General features: G+C 60.1%; 14 protein-coding genes. 2 read left to right on the forward strand and 12 right to left on the reverse strand.

Translation table 11 applies throughout. From position 1 onward, the window contains the following. Window positions 1–71 precede the first annotated feature (71 nt). On the reverse strand, window positions 72–671 hold the full coding sequence (locus U5A08_RS06810; protein WP_321850902.1) for a short chain dehydrogenase: 600 nt from the start codon (window positions 669–671) through the stop codon (window positions 72–74). Window positions 672–776: 105 nt separating this feature from the next. Here U5A08_RS06810 and U5A08_RS06815 point away from each other — a divergent pair, with 105 nt between their 5' ends. Further along, entirely contained in the window at window positions 777–1,685 is a 909-nt protein-coding gene (locus U5A08_RS06815) for a LysR family transcriptional regulator (RefSeq protein WP_321850903.1), read from the forward strand. Here U5A08_RS06815 and U5A08_RS06820 read toward each other — a convergent pair. The 9 genes from U5A08_RS06820 to U5A08_RS06860 all read right to left on the reverse strand — a co-directional run bounded on the left by U5A08_RS06820 (window position 1,682) and on the right by U5A08_RS06860 (window position 9,369). After that, window positions 1,682–2,167 carry a DoxX family protein gene (locus tag U5A08_RS06820; RefSeq protein WP_253393830.1) on the reverse strand — a complete coding sequence of 162 codons (486 nt, stop codon included), beginning with the start codon at window positions 2,165–2,167 and terminating at the stop codon, window positions 1,682–1,684. The two genes, U5A08_RS06815 and U5A08_RS06820, sit on opposite strands and share 4 nt — an antisense overlap. Further along, complete coding sequence (locus tag U5A08_RS06825; RefSeq protein ID WP_253393832.1) at window positions 2,164–2,940, reverse strand: HvfC/BufC N-terminal domain-containing protein; 777 nt, start codon at window positions 2,938–2,940, stop codon at window positions 2,164–2,166. The genes U5A08_RS06820 and U5A08_RS06825 overlap by 4 nt, the downstream gene beginning before the upstream one ends. Continuing rightward, entirely contained in the window at window positions 2,937–3,815 is an 879-nt protein-coding gene (bufB, locus tag U5A08_RS06830; protein WP_321850906.1) for an MNIO family bufferin maturase, read from the reverse strand. The genes U5A08_RS06825 and bufB overlap by 4 nt, the downstream gene beginning before the upstream one ends. Before the next feature lie 23 nt (window positions 3,816–3,838). Beyond that, window positions 3,839–4,144, reverse strand: coding sequence for a BufA1 family periplasmic bufferin-type metallophore (locus tag U5A08_RS06835; RefSeq protein WP_321850910.1), 306 nt, complete (start codon window positions 4,142–4,144; stop codon window positions 3,839–3,841). A 228-nt stretch (window positions 4,145–4,372) separates the two neighbouring features. Beyond that, window positions 4,373–5,074 (reverse strand): ABC transporter ATP-binding protein, encoded by a 702-nt coding sequence (locus tag U5A08_RS06840; protein ID WP_017844798.1) that lies wholly within the window; start codon window positions 5,072–5,074, stop codon window positions 4,373–4,375. 1 nt (window position 5,075) lies between these two features. Further along, window positions 5,076–5,843 (reverse strand): high-affinity branched-chain amino acid ABC transporter ATP-binding protein LivG, encoded by a 768-nt coding sequence (gene livG, locus U5A08_RS06845; protein ID WP_012722652.1) that lies wholly within the window; start codon window positions 5,841–5,843, stop codon window positions 5,076–5,078. After that, complete coding sequence (locus tag U5A08_RS06850; protein WP_253393836.1) at window positions 5,840–7,093, reverse strand: high-affinity branched-chain amino acid ABC transporter permease LivM; 1,254 nt, start codon at window positions 7,091–7,093, stop codon at window positions 5,840–5,842. The genes livG and U5A08_RS06850 overlap by 4 nt, the downstream gene beginning before the upstream one ends. Continuing rightward, on the reverse strand, window positions 7,090–8,013 hold the full coding sequence (gene livH / locus U5A08_RS06855; protein ID WP_253393838.1) for a high-affinity branched-chain amino acid ABC transporter permease LivH: 924 nt from the start codon (window positions 8,011–8,013) through the stop codon (window positions 7,090–7,092). The genes U5A08_RS06850 and livH overlap by 4 nt, the downstream gene beginning before the upstream one ends. Window positions 8,014–8,241: 228 nt before the next feature. Next, entirely contained in the window at window positions 8,242–9,369 is a 1,128-nt protein-coding gene (locus tag U5A08_RS06860; RefSeq protein ID WP_321850914.1) for a branched-chain amino acid ABC transporter substrate-binding protein, read from the reverse strand. Window positions 9,370–9,710: 341 nt separating this feature from the next. Between U5A08_RS06860 and U5A08_RS06865 the strand changes: the two genes are divergently transcribed. Then, complete coding sequence (locus U5A08_RS06865; protein WP_321850916.1) at window positions 9,711–10,013, forward strand: DUF2288 domain-containing protein; 303 nt, start codon at window positions 9,711–9,713, stop codon at window positions 10,011–10,013. 221 nt (window positions 10,014–10,234) lie between these two features. Here U5A08_RS06865 and U5A08_RS06870 read toward each other — a convergent pair whose 3' ends face one another. Further along, complete coding sequence (locus tag U5A08_RS06870; protein WP_321850919.1) at window positions 10,235–12,412, reverse strand: hypothetical protein; 2,178 nt, start codon at window positions 12,410–12,412, stop codon at window positions 10,235–10,237. A gap of 368 nt (window positions 12,413–12,780) precedes the next feature. Next, window positions 12,781–13,149: a YkgJ family cysteine cluster protein gene (locus tag U5A08_RS06875; RefSeq protein WP_253393846.1), complete on the reverse strand. Its 369-nt coding sequence runs from the start codon at window positions 13,147–13,149 to the stop codon at window positions 12,781–12,783. Window positions 13,150–13,374 lie beyond the last annotated feature (225 nt).

Below are 13,374 nucleotides of genomic sequence, written 5' to 3' on the forward strand. Positions count from 1 at the left end.
CACGTTACGCAGGCTGGCGGTGCATCACAAGCCCACGTGCGAGCTTCAGGCATTTCTTACAGCCTTGAAGTTCAACCTACGATAAAGGTTTGACCGGTCTGCAAGCCCTCGACGCTTTTCGCGTAGGCCAGTGCCACATCGGCGCCCGCCGCCGGTTTGTACCCGCGAAAGTACGGTGCGTAGCTGCCCATGGCTTCCAGCAGCACCGTCGGGCTCACGGAGTTGACGCGCAGGCCCCGTGGCAATTCGATTGCCGCGGCTTTCACAAAGGCATCCAGTGCGCCATTGACCAGTGCCGCCGAGGCACCGGTGCGAATCGGGTCGCGGTTGAGGATGCCGCTGGTAAAGGTGAACGAGGCGCCGTCGTTGGCGTACTCGCGGCCGATCAGCAGCAGGTTGACCTGGCCCATCAATTTGTCGCGCAGGCCCAGTTCAAAATCGCTTTCGCTCATCTCACCCAGCGCGACGAAATTCACACTGCCTGCGGCGCAGACGAGGGCATCGAACCGGCCGGTCTGCTCGAACAGCCGGCGGATCGAGGCGCTGTCGCTGATATCCACCTGGAAGTCGCCGCTGCTGCGACCAATACTGATTACCTCGTGACGCTGCGCCAGTTCCGCCTTGACCGCTGAGCCCACGGTGCCGCTGGCACCAATCAATAGGATTTTCATCGTGCTGTTTCTCCAGTGGGGTAAGTGAGGGTTCAGTCTAGTGTGGCTTTTCAGATGGATAAACGCGCTAATAGGCAACCTTTGGTTTTCAAATGGAAACAATCTATGAGTGAGATGGATGACCTGGCGGCGTTTGCCGTATTGATCGAAGCCGGCAGTTTTACCGTAGCGGCTGAGCAGTTGGGTTGCAGCAAAGGGCAATTGTCCAAGCGCATCAGCCAGTTGGAGGCGGGGTATTCGGTGGTGTTGCTGCACCGCACCACGCGCAAGCTCAGCCTGACCGCTGCCGGCGCGGCGTTGTTGCCTCAGGCGCAGGCGTTGGTAGTGCAGGTCGAACGGGCGCGTCAGGCACTGGCCCGGCTCAAGGACGATTTGGCCGGGCCGGTGCGTATGACGGTTCCGGTGTCATTGGGCGAAACCTTCTTCGATGGCTTGTTGCTGGAGTTTTCCGAGCACTATCCGCAGGTGCAGCTCGAACTGGAGCTGAACAACAGCTACCGCGACCTGGCGCGGGATGGCTTTGACCTGGGGGTACGCTCGGGTGCCATCGAAAATGAGCGGCTGGTGGCCAAGCCACTGCTAGCCTGGCACGAGATGACCTGTGCCAGCCCGGCCTACCTGGAGCAGCACGGCGAACCGCTGACCCCGGCTGATCTGGCGTCCCACACCTGCCTGCTCAACAGCCACTACAGCGGCCGCGAGGAGTGGCTGTACCACCAGCAGCACGAACTGTTGCGTGTGCGGGTGAGCGGGACCTTCGCCTCCAATCACTACAACCTGTTGAAAAAGGCCGCCCTGGTGGGCGCCGGTATTGCGCGGCTGCCTTCCTACGTTTTACCGGCGGAACTGGCTGACGGCCGATTGCGCTGGCTGCTGCGGGATTATCAGACGCGGAGCCTGCCGATGTACCTGGTGCATCCCTATCAGGGCGGCTTGCCGCGACGCACCCAAGTGTTGGCCGACTACCTGGTGGACTGGTTCAAGCGCAGCGGCGAAGCCCTCGACCGACTCTAGCGATAACGGCGGGCGATCAGGTAGTCGACGGAGAGGCGACCCGGGCCTTTGGCCACTAACAGCAGTAGGACGGCCAGCCAGGTGCCGTGGGTCGGGTAGGCATCGGGGTACACGAACAGTTGAATGGTCAGGGTCATGGCAATCAGCGCCAGGGCCGAAAAGCGCGTGGCCAAGCCCAGCAGGATCAGCACGGGGAAGAAGTGTTCGGCAAATGCCGCCATGTGCGCGGCCACTTCCGGTGACAGCCAGGGCAGCTTGTATTCGCTGCGAAACAGCGGCAGCGTCGAGGCGGCGAGGCGCGGCGCGCCCAGTTGGAAGGTGCCGCTGATCAAGTCGATGGCAAAGCCTTCGACTTTGGTTTGCCCGGACTTCCAGAACACCGCAGCGATGGAGAAGCGTGCGAGAAAGGCGATCAAGCTGTAGGGGATTTGTTCAAAAAGTTGGATGGCCCGTTTAATCAGGCACGGTGATTGAGGGTTCATGACGATACCTTGTGTTCCAGAGACAGATGAGTGATGGCGGCTTGATTGATCAGCAACGCCAGGCATTGGTGCAGGTCGAACTCGGCCGACGCCTCCAGTGCGTGCGTGAGCGCGTCCTCCAGCATCGCGCCCTGGTTCAGGCTGTCGATAAACGCCACCGAGCCGCTGTCGATGGCGAACACCTTGACCTCCAGGCCCCGGCGCAACACCAGGGCGCCTTGGGCGTGCCAGGGATTCAACGTGGCAATCGCGCCCTCGGTGTGGTGCGCCGCCCACACGGCGACGACGGCGTAGCGGGAGTTCAACGTGGCCAGGGATGGGTGCAATTGCAGGCGCAATGTGCCCAGTTCGGTGTGTGCTTGCAGTTGCTGCAGAACAGCCTGCGGTTCCAGCGCCGGGGCATCCGCCGCGTGATAGGCACGGACCCGCAAGCGCTCCAATCGCGCGACATCCGCCAGGTAAGGCACGCTCGCGGCCGGTTCAAAGCCCTGGATAAAGTCGGAAAATGTAGCGCCGTACTCACTGATCACCGGGCTGCTGGGCGGGCTCACCTGTACGTAGCAGCCGGCCATGGCGCGGAAAAACTCATCGCCTACCAGTTGCAACGTCACCGGGTAAGCGCTCGCCAGCGCATTGATCAATGAGCTGTGGACATTGTTGCGATACACCGCAAAGCGGCTGGCCGGGTCGGCGCCGTTGCTGCTGAACAGGCCGTCGGGGCAGGCCTGGTCCGGCGCGAGCAGGGCGGCGGAAAAGTCTTCGAGGAGGCTCATGGGCGCACCTGCAACAAGTGCCGTTCGGCCTGTTGAGCCTCGGCCAGCAGCACGCTGAAGGCCGGTACCTGGTTATCCCTTTCGATCAACGTGGCCACCGGGCCGGTACGCGCGAGTACGTGCTCGTACAACTGCCAGACGGCGTTATCGATGGGCGCGCCGTGATCATCGATCAGCAGGCGCTCGCCCAGGCTGTCGGTGTCTTCGGCAAAGCCTGCCAGATGAATCTCAGCCACGGCGTGCAAGGGCAGGGCGTCGATGTAGGCCAACGGGTCACGCTGATGGTTGATACACGACACGTAGACGTTATTGACGTCCAGCAGCAGGCCGCAGCCGGTGCGGCGGATGATTTCGCCGATGAAGTCCGTTTCGTCGAGGGTCGAGCGCTGGAACTGCAGGTAGGTCGAGGGGTTCTCCAGCAGCATTGGGCGCTTGAGGGTGCTCTGGACCTGATCAACGTGTTCGCACACTCGATTGAGGGCGGCGACATCGTAGGCCAGGGGCAGCAAGTCGTTGAAAAACACCGGGCCGTGGGTCGACCAGGCCAGGTGTTCGGAAAAGGCGCGGGGTTGATAGCGCTCAATCAGCGTCGCGAGCCGTGCCAGGTGCTCACGGTCCAGCGGGCCTTCGCCGCCGATGGACAGGCCCACGCCGTGCAGCGACAGCGGGTACTGCGCGCGAATCAAACCCAGGTAGTGATGAAACGGGCCGCCGGCCACCATGTAGTTTTCGGCATGCACTTCAAAAAAACCGATATCGGGGCAGGTGTCGAGCACTTCGGCGAAGTGCTCGTGCTTCAGCCCCAGCCCGGCCCGCAAGGGGAGGCCGGGTGCCTGAGCCGCTGAGGGCGTTTGCAGGAACGGAAGCGTCATCATCAGTACTCAGGCTGGGGGCTGTTTCAGGACTTGGCGGTAAAGGCGGCTTCCTGGCCGAAACCGCTCGGCGAGGTGGTGCTTGGGGTTTGGGTGCAGGTGCCGGCCGGGACCAGTTTCCAGGCATTGGCCTGATCCTTGGTTTTGGACGTGCCGGCGCAGGAAGTGCCAGCGCCGGCGGCGCAATCGTTCTTGCCGGCTTCGGCGACACCGAAGCATTTCTGCATGTCGTCGGCAGCGTGGGCGCTGGTGCTCAGGGCGGACAGGCTCAGCGCGGAACCCAGGGCCAGGACGAGGGAAGCGGCGGACAGCGAACGGGTTTTTACGGTCATGGTGTATCTCCAGCAGTGGGTTGAGTTGGCGGGCATGATTGCCTGCTTGTACCACTAGAGGCTGGACGTTGGAATTCGTTACAAGTCGTTTGAGAAAAATTCGTCAGGGAGCACCCGAAACAAATGTGGGAGGGGGCTTGCCCCCGATGACGGTATATCAGTCACATGTTCTGTGCCTGACATGGCGCCATCGGGGGCAAGCCCCCTCCCACATTTAGCAACCGGGTGTTAACCGCCGAGGTACGCCTCACGCACCTTCGGATCGGTCAGCAACTGCTCACCCGTGCCCTGCATCACCACCCGGCCGTTTTCCAGCACATAGGCGCGGTCGGCGATTTTCAGCGCCTGGTTGGCGTTCTGTTCGACCAGGAACACGGTCACACCGTCCTTGCGCAGCTGTTCGATGATGTCGAAGATCTGCTGGATGATGATCGGTGCCAGGCCCAGGGAGGGCTCGTCGAGCAGCAACAGCTTGGGCTTGCTCATCAGCGCCCGGCCGATGGCGAGCATTTGCTGCTCGCCGCCGGACATGGTGCCGCCGCGCTGGCTGAAGCGTTCCTTGAGCCTGGGGAACAGGTGCAGCACCTTGTCCATCTGCTCCTGGTAGTCGCCCTTGTCGGTGAAGAACCCGCCCATGGCCAGGTTCTCTTCGACGGTCAGGCGCGAAAACACCCGTCGGCCTTCCGGCACCACGGCAATGCTTTTACGCATGATGTGCGACGACTGCTGGCCCACCAGCTCTTCACCCATGTAGCGGATGCTGCCGCTGTGGGCCTGCGGCGAACCGCACAGGGTCATCAGCAAGGTCGACTTGCCGGCACCGTTGGCGCCGATCAGCGTGACGATCTCACCCTGGCGCACTTCGACGTTGACGCTGTGCAGGGCCTGGATCTTGCCGTAGAAAGTGGAAACGTTTTCGAATTGCAGCATTTTACGCTTCCCCCAGATAGGCTTTGATCACTTCAGGATTGTCGCGGATCTGCTCCGGTGTACCGTCGGCCAGGGGCGTGCCCTGGTTGATCACCACGATGTGGTCGGAAATGCTCATGACCAGTTTCATGTCGTGTTCGATCAACAGCACGGTGGCGTTGTTTTCCTCACGCAACACGCCGATCAGCGCCTTGAGGTCCTCGGTTTCCTTGGGGTTCAAACCGGCGGCCGGTTCGTCGAGCATCAGGATCCGCGGGCGGGTCATCATGCAACGGGCGATTTCCAGGCGACGTTGCTGCCCATAGGCCAGGGTGCCGGCGGGGCGGTTGGCGAACTCGGTGAGGTTGACCTTGTCCAGCCAATACTCCGCGTATTCCATGGCCTCGCGCTCGCTCTTGCGGAACGCCGGGGTCTTGAACAAGCCAGCGAAGAAGTTGGTGTTCAAGTGACGGTGTTGAGCGATCAGCAGGTTCTCGACCGCCGTCATGTCCTTGAACAACCGCACGTTCTGGAAGGTCCGCACCACGCCCTTGCGGGCGATCTCGTGACCGGCCAGGCCCTGGATCGGCTGGCCGTCGAGCAGGATGCTGCCACCGCTGGGCTTGTAGAAACCGGTGAGGCAGTTGAACACCGTGGTCTTGCCGGCGCCGTTGGGGCCGATCAGCGCAACCACTTGTTTTTCCTTCACGGTCAGGGCCACGCCATTGACCGCCAGCAAGCCGCCGAAGCGCATGCTCAAGTTTTCGACTTTCAGGATCTCGCGGCTCATTTGCGCAACTCCATGTGTGGACGTTGCATGGGCAGCAGGCCTTGAGGACGCCAGATCATCATCAGCACCATCATGGCGCCGAACATCAACATGCGGTATTCGCTGAACTCACGCATCATTTCCGGCAGCAGGATCATCACGATCGCCGCGAGAATCACGCCCAACTGCGAGCCCATGCCACCCAGTACCACGATGGCGAGGATGATCGCCGACTCGATAAAGGTGAACGACTCCGGCGTCACCAGGCCTTGGCGAGCGGCGAAGAAGCTGCCGGCAAAACCGGCGAACGCAGCGCCCAGGGTGAACGCGGACAGCTTGATGATGGTCGGGTTCAGGCCCAGGGCCCGGCAGGCGATTTCATCTTCGCGCAGCGCTTCCCACGCACGGCCGATCGGCATGCGCAGCAGGCGGTTGATCACGAACAATGCGGCCAGGGCCAGCAACAGCGCTACCAGGTACAGGAACACCACTTTGCTCACCGGGTTGTAGGCAATCCCGAAGTACTCGTGGAAGGTCTGCATGCCTTCGGCGGCGGAGCGCTCGAACGACAGCCCGAAGAACGTCGGCTTGGGAATGCTGCTGATGCCGTTGGGGCCACCGGTGATGTCGGTCAGGTTACGCAGGAACAGTCGGATGATTTCCCCGAAGCCGAGGGTCACGATGGCCAGGTAGTCACCGCGCAGGCGCAGTACCGGGAAGCCCAGCAGGAAGCCGAACGTCGCCGCCATCAGACCGGCGAGGGGCAGACAAACCCAGAAGCTCCAGCCCAGGTAGTGCGAGAGCAGCGCGTAGGTGTAGGCACCCACGGCGTAGAAGCCCACATAACCCAGGTCGAGCAGGCCGGCCAGACCGACCACGATGTTCAGGCCCAGGCCCAGCAACACGTAGATCAGGATAAGGGTGGCGATGTCGACCGCACCGCGCGAGCCGAAGAACGGCCAGATCAGCGCGGCCACGATCAGGCCGATGATGATGTAGCGCTGGGTGCGCGGCAGGGTCAGGAATTGGCTGACCTTGGGCGATACCAGCGGGCCACGGTTGCCCTTGAACAAGGCGCCGACCTGCCGCGTGAACAGCACGCGCAGGAACATCAGCACCGAACACAGGGCAATGATGGTCAGGGTCACGGGACCGGTGCCATGCACTTCCAGGTTGATGCCGACAATGCTCAGCTTGAGGCCGAGTACCGGAAAGGCCACGGCCCACACCAGCAGGGCGCTGAAAAACGCCGATTTAAGATATCTGCTCATACTTTCTCAACCTCCGGACGGCCGAGGATGCCGGTCGGACGGAACAACAGCACCAGAACCAAAAGGCCAAACGCGACGACGTCCTTGTACTGGTCGCCGAAGATATCGGCACCAAACGCCTCGGCCACACCCAGCACCAGCCCGCCGAGCATGGCGCCCGGAATGCTGCCGATGCCGCCCAATACCGCTGCGGTAAAGGCCTTGAGGCCGACCAGGAAACCGGCGTTGGGGTTGATCACGCCGTACTGCATGCTCAGCAACACGGCAGCGACGGCCGCCAGCGCGGCACCGATGACGAAGGTCAGGGCGATGATGTTGTTGGTGTTGATGCCCAGCAGGTTGGCCATCTTGATGTCTTCGGCGCAGGCCCGGCAGGCGCGCCCCAGACGGGAGCGGGAAATGAACAGGGTCAGGCCCAGCATGGCCACCAGGGTGACGACGAAGACCAGGATCTGCATGTACGAAATCAGCACTTCTTGTGCGCCGCCTGGGCCGAAGGAGAAGCTCCCCGGGATCAGGTTGGGAATGGACTTGTCCTTGGAGTCCTGGGACAGCAATACGGTGTTCTGCAGGAAAATCGACATGCCGATGGCGGAAATCAGCGGGATCAAACGGTTGCTGCCACGCAAGGGACGATAGGCAACCCGTTCGATACTGTAGCCATAGGCACTGGTTACGACGATCGACGCCAGGAACGCGGCGGTCATCAACAACGGCAGGGAGTGGATACCCAGCATGGCCAGCCCGGCAAGGGCAATGAAGGCCACGTAGGAACCAATCATGTACACCTCGCCATGGGCGAAGTTGATCATTCCAATGATGCCGTAAACCATTGTGTAGCCAATGGCTATCAAGGCATAGGTGCTGCCAATGGTCAGGCCATTAACCAGCTGTTGGAAAAAATGATAGATCTCAGGCATTACAACGCTCCTAAAAACCCGATACGCATTTCACTGGTGGAGTCATGTTCCGGCCCTGCGCTGTGTTCTGTGAGCACATTTGCGCAAAGCGTTTGCCAGCGAACCGCTGGTGACGGTTTTAAGATTTTCAGGTGAGCCAGCGCCCGGATCGCGGGTGACAGGCCCATAAACCTCGTAAAACAAAGCCCACTGCTCTCACAGTGGGCTTGTTGACCAGTAACGCCTGGCTTACTGAGGGGAAACTTCGGTTTTTGGTTTGCCGAAGTGCCATTCGTAGACCACGAACTTGAAGTCCTTCAGGTCGCCCTTGGCGTCGAAGCTCAGCTCGCCGGTAGGGGTCTTGAAGGTGCCCGCGTGGATGGCTTCGGCCACTTTGGCGGTGTCTTCGCTTTTCGCGGCTTTGATACCACCGGCGATGACTTCAATGGCCGAGTAGGCCGGGAACACGAACGGACCGGTTGGGTCCTGCTTGTTCTTGGTGAACTCTTCAACGATCGCCTTGTTGGCCGGATCGGTGTCGAAAGACTTCGGCAGGGTCACCAGCAGGCCTTCGGAAGCGCCCTGGGCGATTTGCGAGATGGAGTCGTTGCCGACGCCTTCAGGGCCCATGAACTTGGCGTTCAGGCCTTTTTCCTTGGCTTGGCGCAGGATCAGGCCCAGCTCAGGGTGGTAGCCGCCGTAGTAGACGAAGTCGACGTTGGCTTGCTTGAGTTTCTGGATGATCGAGGAGAAGTCCTTGTCACCGGCGTTCAGGCCTTCGAAGACGGCAACCTTGGTGCCTTTCTTCTCGAGGGTCTGTTTAACGGCAGTGGCGATGCCTTCACCGTATTGCTGCTTGTCGTGCAGCACGGCAACGATCTTCGGCTTCACGTGGTCGGCGATGTAGTTGCCGGCCGCGGGGCCTTGGGCGCTGTCCAGGCCGATGGTGCGGAAGATCAGCTTGTAGCCGCGGGCGGTGATTTCCGGGCTGGTGGCAGCCGGGGTAATCATGATCACGCCTTCGTCTTCATAAATGTCGGACGCTGGCTGAGTGGAGCTGGAGCACAGGTGACCGACCACGAACTTGACGCCGTCGTTGACCACTTTGTTGGCGACCGCAACGGCTTGCTTGGGATCGCAGGCGTCGTCGTATTCCTTGGCTTCGAGCATTTTGCCATCGACGCCGCCTTTGGCGTTGATGTCGGCGATCGCCTGTTTGGCGCCCATGAACTGCATGTCGCCATATTGTGTGACAGGACCGGTTTTAGGGCCGGCGATGCCGATCTTGATGGTGTCGGCTGCGAACGAATGGCTGGCAACCCCGGCCAGGACCATAGCGGCAAACAGTTTGGAAATCTGCTTAGTAGCCTTATTCATAGTGCTCCACTCTTACTGTTGTATTTTTTATAGTTCTAGCGGCCTTGTGAGCTGCAGAACCGGATCAGATATCTCGAATATCCCCCCGGCAGTGCCCTGGCAACTGTACCGGTACAGTGTAGAGCGCCGGTTGATCGCTTGAAAAGCTGGCTGCTGGGGGCAATATACGGGCGTGTCGCTTAAATGAAAGAAAAAGACAGAATTGCGGCGGGTGGCTGCCGCAGTGGCGGGCAATCCGTGGCTTTCCTGACGTTTTCAATCGCTCACTCATTTGCAACTGGGTTTTTCTACGAGAGACACGACGTTATGATTGCGCCGATTTTTTCCCAAGGTGAATTCCCATGACGCAAGAACCTAGCACCCTCTATGCCAAGCTGCTCGGTGAAACCGCCGAAATCTCCTGGAAGGAGCTTGAACCGTTCTTTGCCAAGGGTGCCCTATTGTGGGTCGACGCCGGCCTGGATTTGATCGAGGCGGCCGAGGGCATGGCCGAGGATCAGCGCGATAAAGTCTCTGCCTGGCTGGCCTCGGGTAGCCTTGGCGAAGTGTCTGCGACGCGGGCATTGGACCTGCTGGAGCGCGATCCGAGCTTGTGGGCGGTGGTGGTTTCGCCGTGGATTCTGATCCAGGAAAGGGCAGCGTAAGAAACGTCTGCGCGAAAATGGTGCGTTGTTTGCGCCGCTGTAAGTGTGTAGCGGAGTAACCGCGGATGCGGTGATGGCATCTTGCCGTGGAGAAAGGTCACAGGTGCGGGTGACGTGCGCGTCACGGGAACAGTTTTGCTGACGGCGAAATGCTGGGGGAATTGTTTCGGGGTGTGAGCCGATCGCCATGGCGAGGGAGCAAGCTCCCTCGCCACATAAGCCTAGGCTGTCTTGCCGGTATGGTTGTTCAACGAAATAATCTTGGTCTTGCCGATCCGATGACGGTAAATCTCGCGCAGGTACTTGATCGCCTTCTTCACGCAATCCCGTGACAGGCGAATGTCATTGATCGAGACAAACTTCTCTTTGTCATTGATCAACTCGCGGTACTTCTTCTCATACATCGGCTTGATCGCGTACCAGTTGGTATCGAGGATCTTTGCCGGGTTTTCAAACTCGTTGAGCAGTTCGTCGATACGGTCTTCGTCGAAGTCCTCGTGGATGATGAAGTCCAGGATCGAGTTGTCCAGCGTGTCATCGAAACGGTACGGGTTGCGCGCAAAGCAGCGTTTGATGAACGCCACGATCAGCGTCAGGAAATCATCCGACAGGCACGGGCTCTTGGCGATCAGGGTGGTCAGCGACAGGTTGGCCGACGCGCCGATCACCAGGGCGTAGCGCTTGAGCGTGGTGTTGGGGAACAGGCTGTTGAGGTGGGTCTTGAGGCGGTTCAGGTCCATGTAGGACAGTTTGTAGTCCTTGGGCAGCGACACGATCGACACCACCGACGAGCAGTTCTTGAAGAAGTGCAGGTCGTGCAGCGCCGCCGCGTCATAACCGGAGTTCTTGTACTGCTCCAGGGAGGCTTTGTAGCGCTTGGACTCGATCGGCAGCAGGCTGATGCCTTCGATGGCCTGGGTGACTTTGTTGAAGTGCGGCAGGTCGATGGAGCGGAAGAACAGGTCGTCGATGTTCAGGCGCTGCGGCTCTTTGTCGAACACCTTGAACTTGTCACTCGACGGCGCCGGGGTTTCCGGGACCACCGATTCGGCGTAGGCAATCGCCACCGGGCCGGCCAGGCTCATGAACAGGTCGTTGGCATCCAGGCGGATGGTTTCGCCGATGTCGATACCGGCGCGACGGAAGTAGTTCTGGTCGTAGTCGGTGGTGACCGCCTGGGCGGTAAGAATGTTGAAGATCTGTTGTGAGATGTACTGGTTGGCGTGCTTTTCCATGGCATTGACATCAATGTTCTGGATATTGCCGTCATCGCTCTCTTCGGCGTAACGCATGATGTCATTGGAGATCAGCATCATCGCGTTCCACGGGCGGATACGCCCCTTGACGCTGGCTTCGCTGCTGTCTTCATTGGCGAAGTTGTACGAGAAATCCCATTCTTCCGACAGATACTTGCACAGCAGCCGCCCGGCGTTGATGTGCAGCGCCTCGGACATTTCGCTGCGGTGGTCGGAGATGTTCGGCAGCACGCAGATGCCGCTGGTGAAGATCGGTTCGAAGACGAAGGCGTGGCCGCTTTTGCTGTCGTGCTCGTCGGCCGGCTTGGTGTCGAACGTCTTGTTCATGTACGAGTGCTGCTGGGCCAGGCCGAATTCCGACGCCATGCCCGAGCCGGTGCCGCCGCCGGCGCTGAAGATCGAGAAGTACAGGCGCGACTGGTTGGCCTTGATGCCGCAGGAGTCGATCAGGTACGAATGGATCATCTTCCAGTCGGGGCTGGAAAAACGCTGGGTGTCTTTATTGAGGATGATCTTGGCCAGATACTGGCCAAGGATCGGCGCGTTACCGGCGCCGCCGGCATGGACTTCCGAGAGGTCCATGATTTTCATCTTGCTGTAGTCGCGCAGGAAGCCGCTTTTTTCACCCTTGCGCGAGAAGCGGATGCGCCCGGCGATGTCCTTGTCCAGGTCGCCCAGCATCACCAAGGGTTCCACCAGGAACACCGGTTTGCTGGCTTTGCCGCTGCCCAGGCGCAGGTTGTTGCGAATCCACTGGGCCGGGCTGTAGCCCTTATCTGTCGACTTGTCTTCGGTACTGAACTCGTTCAGGTAGAACTTGCGTGCGTTGTAGACCAACTCGGCCACGTCCAGCGCAATGTTCGAACCGCAGCGGCCTAGGCCGATCAGGCACACCGAGGGAAATTCCTGCTCGCTGCGCGGCTCGCCGTCGACTTCCTGGTGGGGCAGGCGCGGGAACACCATGTCGCGCAGGCCGTCGAGGTTGTCGAGGATGCGGTCGGTATTGGTCTCGGTGAAGTACAGGTATTGCTGGGTTGCCGCCGGACGCGGGCTGCTCAATGACTTTGAACCTGAAGGTTTTTCCGCAGGAGCTGTCGGCAACACATCGGAGACCACGGTGGCAGGGTTATTTTTAGAAGTCATTGTGCGCCATGTACCTGGGCGGATGGCTGTGAAATATTAAAAAGCCATCACTGAGTGGGAGTTCGCGACTTTACAGTGCGTCCGGGTCCGGGACGATGGGTTTACCCCTAGTGATTCAAGGGGAAATCCCGGCCCGACTCTGATGAATCGGCCGTTTATCGAAGTTCTTTAGATAAATGATGGCGAAATGCCAAAGATTAGACGTCAGTGACTCGGCCTGATGATGCCGGTGGGGTCGCTGCGGCCACGGGAAGTGTCTCTCGACGCTGGCGCCTCCTTGGATCACGTTCATGATCTCGCCGGCAGGCACCGCAAGGCTCAACAGCTAATCTTGACGAAATCCCCCCTGTTTGAGCGCCAGCTTGATGTTAAGCGCTGATGGGCAGGTCCAGCTCGAAGGGCGGTGCCTCCAGCGGCGCCAGGCCGAATGCTGCGCGAGCGGCATCGCAATCGGTGCTTTGCACGCCTTGGCTCCAGGATGAGTCGAACTCTCGGCACACGCTGGAGCGCTGCTCATAGATGGTGCAACGGGTGCCTTTGCCCACCTCGCCCTCAAGGCTGCAGCAGCGCGCGGGTTTCTGGTCGGTGCCGATCATTGCCACGCGGGTGTGGTTGATCTGCACCACCAGGTCATCGGGCACCGTGCCCCCCGACGAGGCGCACTCCCCCCAGAAGAAAGACACACGGAAGTGTGAACAGCAGGCACCGCAATTCAGACACGGACTGGCTTCGGACATGGGCGTCATCGATAAGGAAAGTAAGAGGGGGTGCTACAGGACGGCTCGCCATTCTAATCGCGTCATGGCCGTTGGGAAGAGGGGAGCACACTTATATCTTTCGTAGGAAAAGCCTCGTAGTTTCGGGTGAAATCATGCCCTATCAGCTTTACGAATCATTACAGACAACCGCTGCCGGCCTGACTATGTTGCAGGGACCAGAGCAGGATGCATCGGGCATCACAG

The organism is Pseudomonas paraveronii, assembly GCF_963681955.1.
Lineage (GTDB): Bacteria > Pseudomonadota > Gammaproteobacteria > Pseudomonadales > Pseudomonadaceae > Aquipseudomonas > Aquipseudomonas paraveronii.

Coding starts and splice junctions, on each gene's coding strand:
- U5A08_RS06810 (WP_321850902.1), bottom strand. CDS start 671: ATGAAAATCCTATTGATTGGTGCCAGCGGCACCGTGGGCTCAGCGGTC.
- U5A08_RS06815 (WP_321850903.1), top strand. CDS start 777: ATGAGTGAGATGGATGACCTGGCGGCGTTTGCCGTATTGATCGAAGCC.
- U5A08_RS06820 (WP_253393830.1), bottom strand. CDS start 2,167: ATGAACCCTCAATCACCGTGCCTGATTAAACGGGCCATCCAACTTTTT.
- U5A08_RS06825 (WP_253393832.1), bottom strand. CDS start 2,940: ATGAGCCTCCTCGAAGACTTTTCCGCCGCCCTGCTCGCGCCGGACCAG.
- bufB (WP_321850906.1), bottom strand. CDS start 3,815: ATGATGACGCTTCCGTTCCTGCAAACGCCCTCAGCGGCTCAGGCACCC.
- U5A08_RS06835 (WP_321850910.1), bottom strand. CDS start 4,144: ATGACCGTAAAAACCCGTTCGCTGTCCGCCGCTTCCCTCGTCCTGGCC.
- U5A08_RS06840 (WP_017844798.1), bottom strand. CDS start 5,074: ATGCTGCAATTCGAAAACGTTTCCACTTTCTACGGCAAGATCCAGGCC.
- livG (WP_012722652.1), bottom strand. CDS start 5,843: ATGAGCCGCGAGATCCTGAAAGTCGAAAACTTGAGCATGCGCTTCGGC.
- U5A08_RS06850 (WP_253393836.1), bottom strand. CDS start 7,093: ATGAGCAGATATCTTAAATCGGCGTTTTTCAGCGCCCTGCTGGTGTGG.
- livH (WP_253393838.1), bottom strand. CDS start 8,013: ATGCCTGAGATCTATCATTTTTTCCAACAGCTGGTTAATGGCCTGACC.
- U5A08_RS06860 (WP_321850914.1), bottom strand. CDS start 9,369: ATGAATAAGGCTACTAAGCAGATTTCCAAACTGTTTGCCGCTATGGTC.
- U5A08_RS06865 (WP_321850916.1), top strand. CDS start 9,711: ATGACGCAAGAACCTAGCACCCTCTATGCCAAGCTGCTCGGTGAAACC.
- U5A08_RS06870 (WP_321850919.1), bottom strand. CDS start 12,412: ATGACTTCTAAAAATAACCCTGCCACCGTGGTCTCCGATGTGTTGCCG.
- U5A08_RS06875 (WP_253393846.1), bottom strand. CDS start 13,149: ATGTCCGAAGCCAGTCCGTGTCTGAATTGCGGTGCCTGCTGTTCACAC.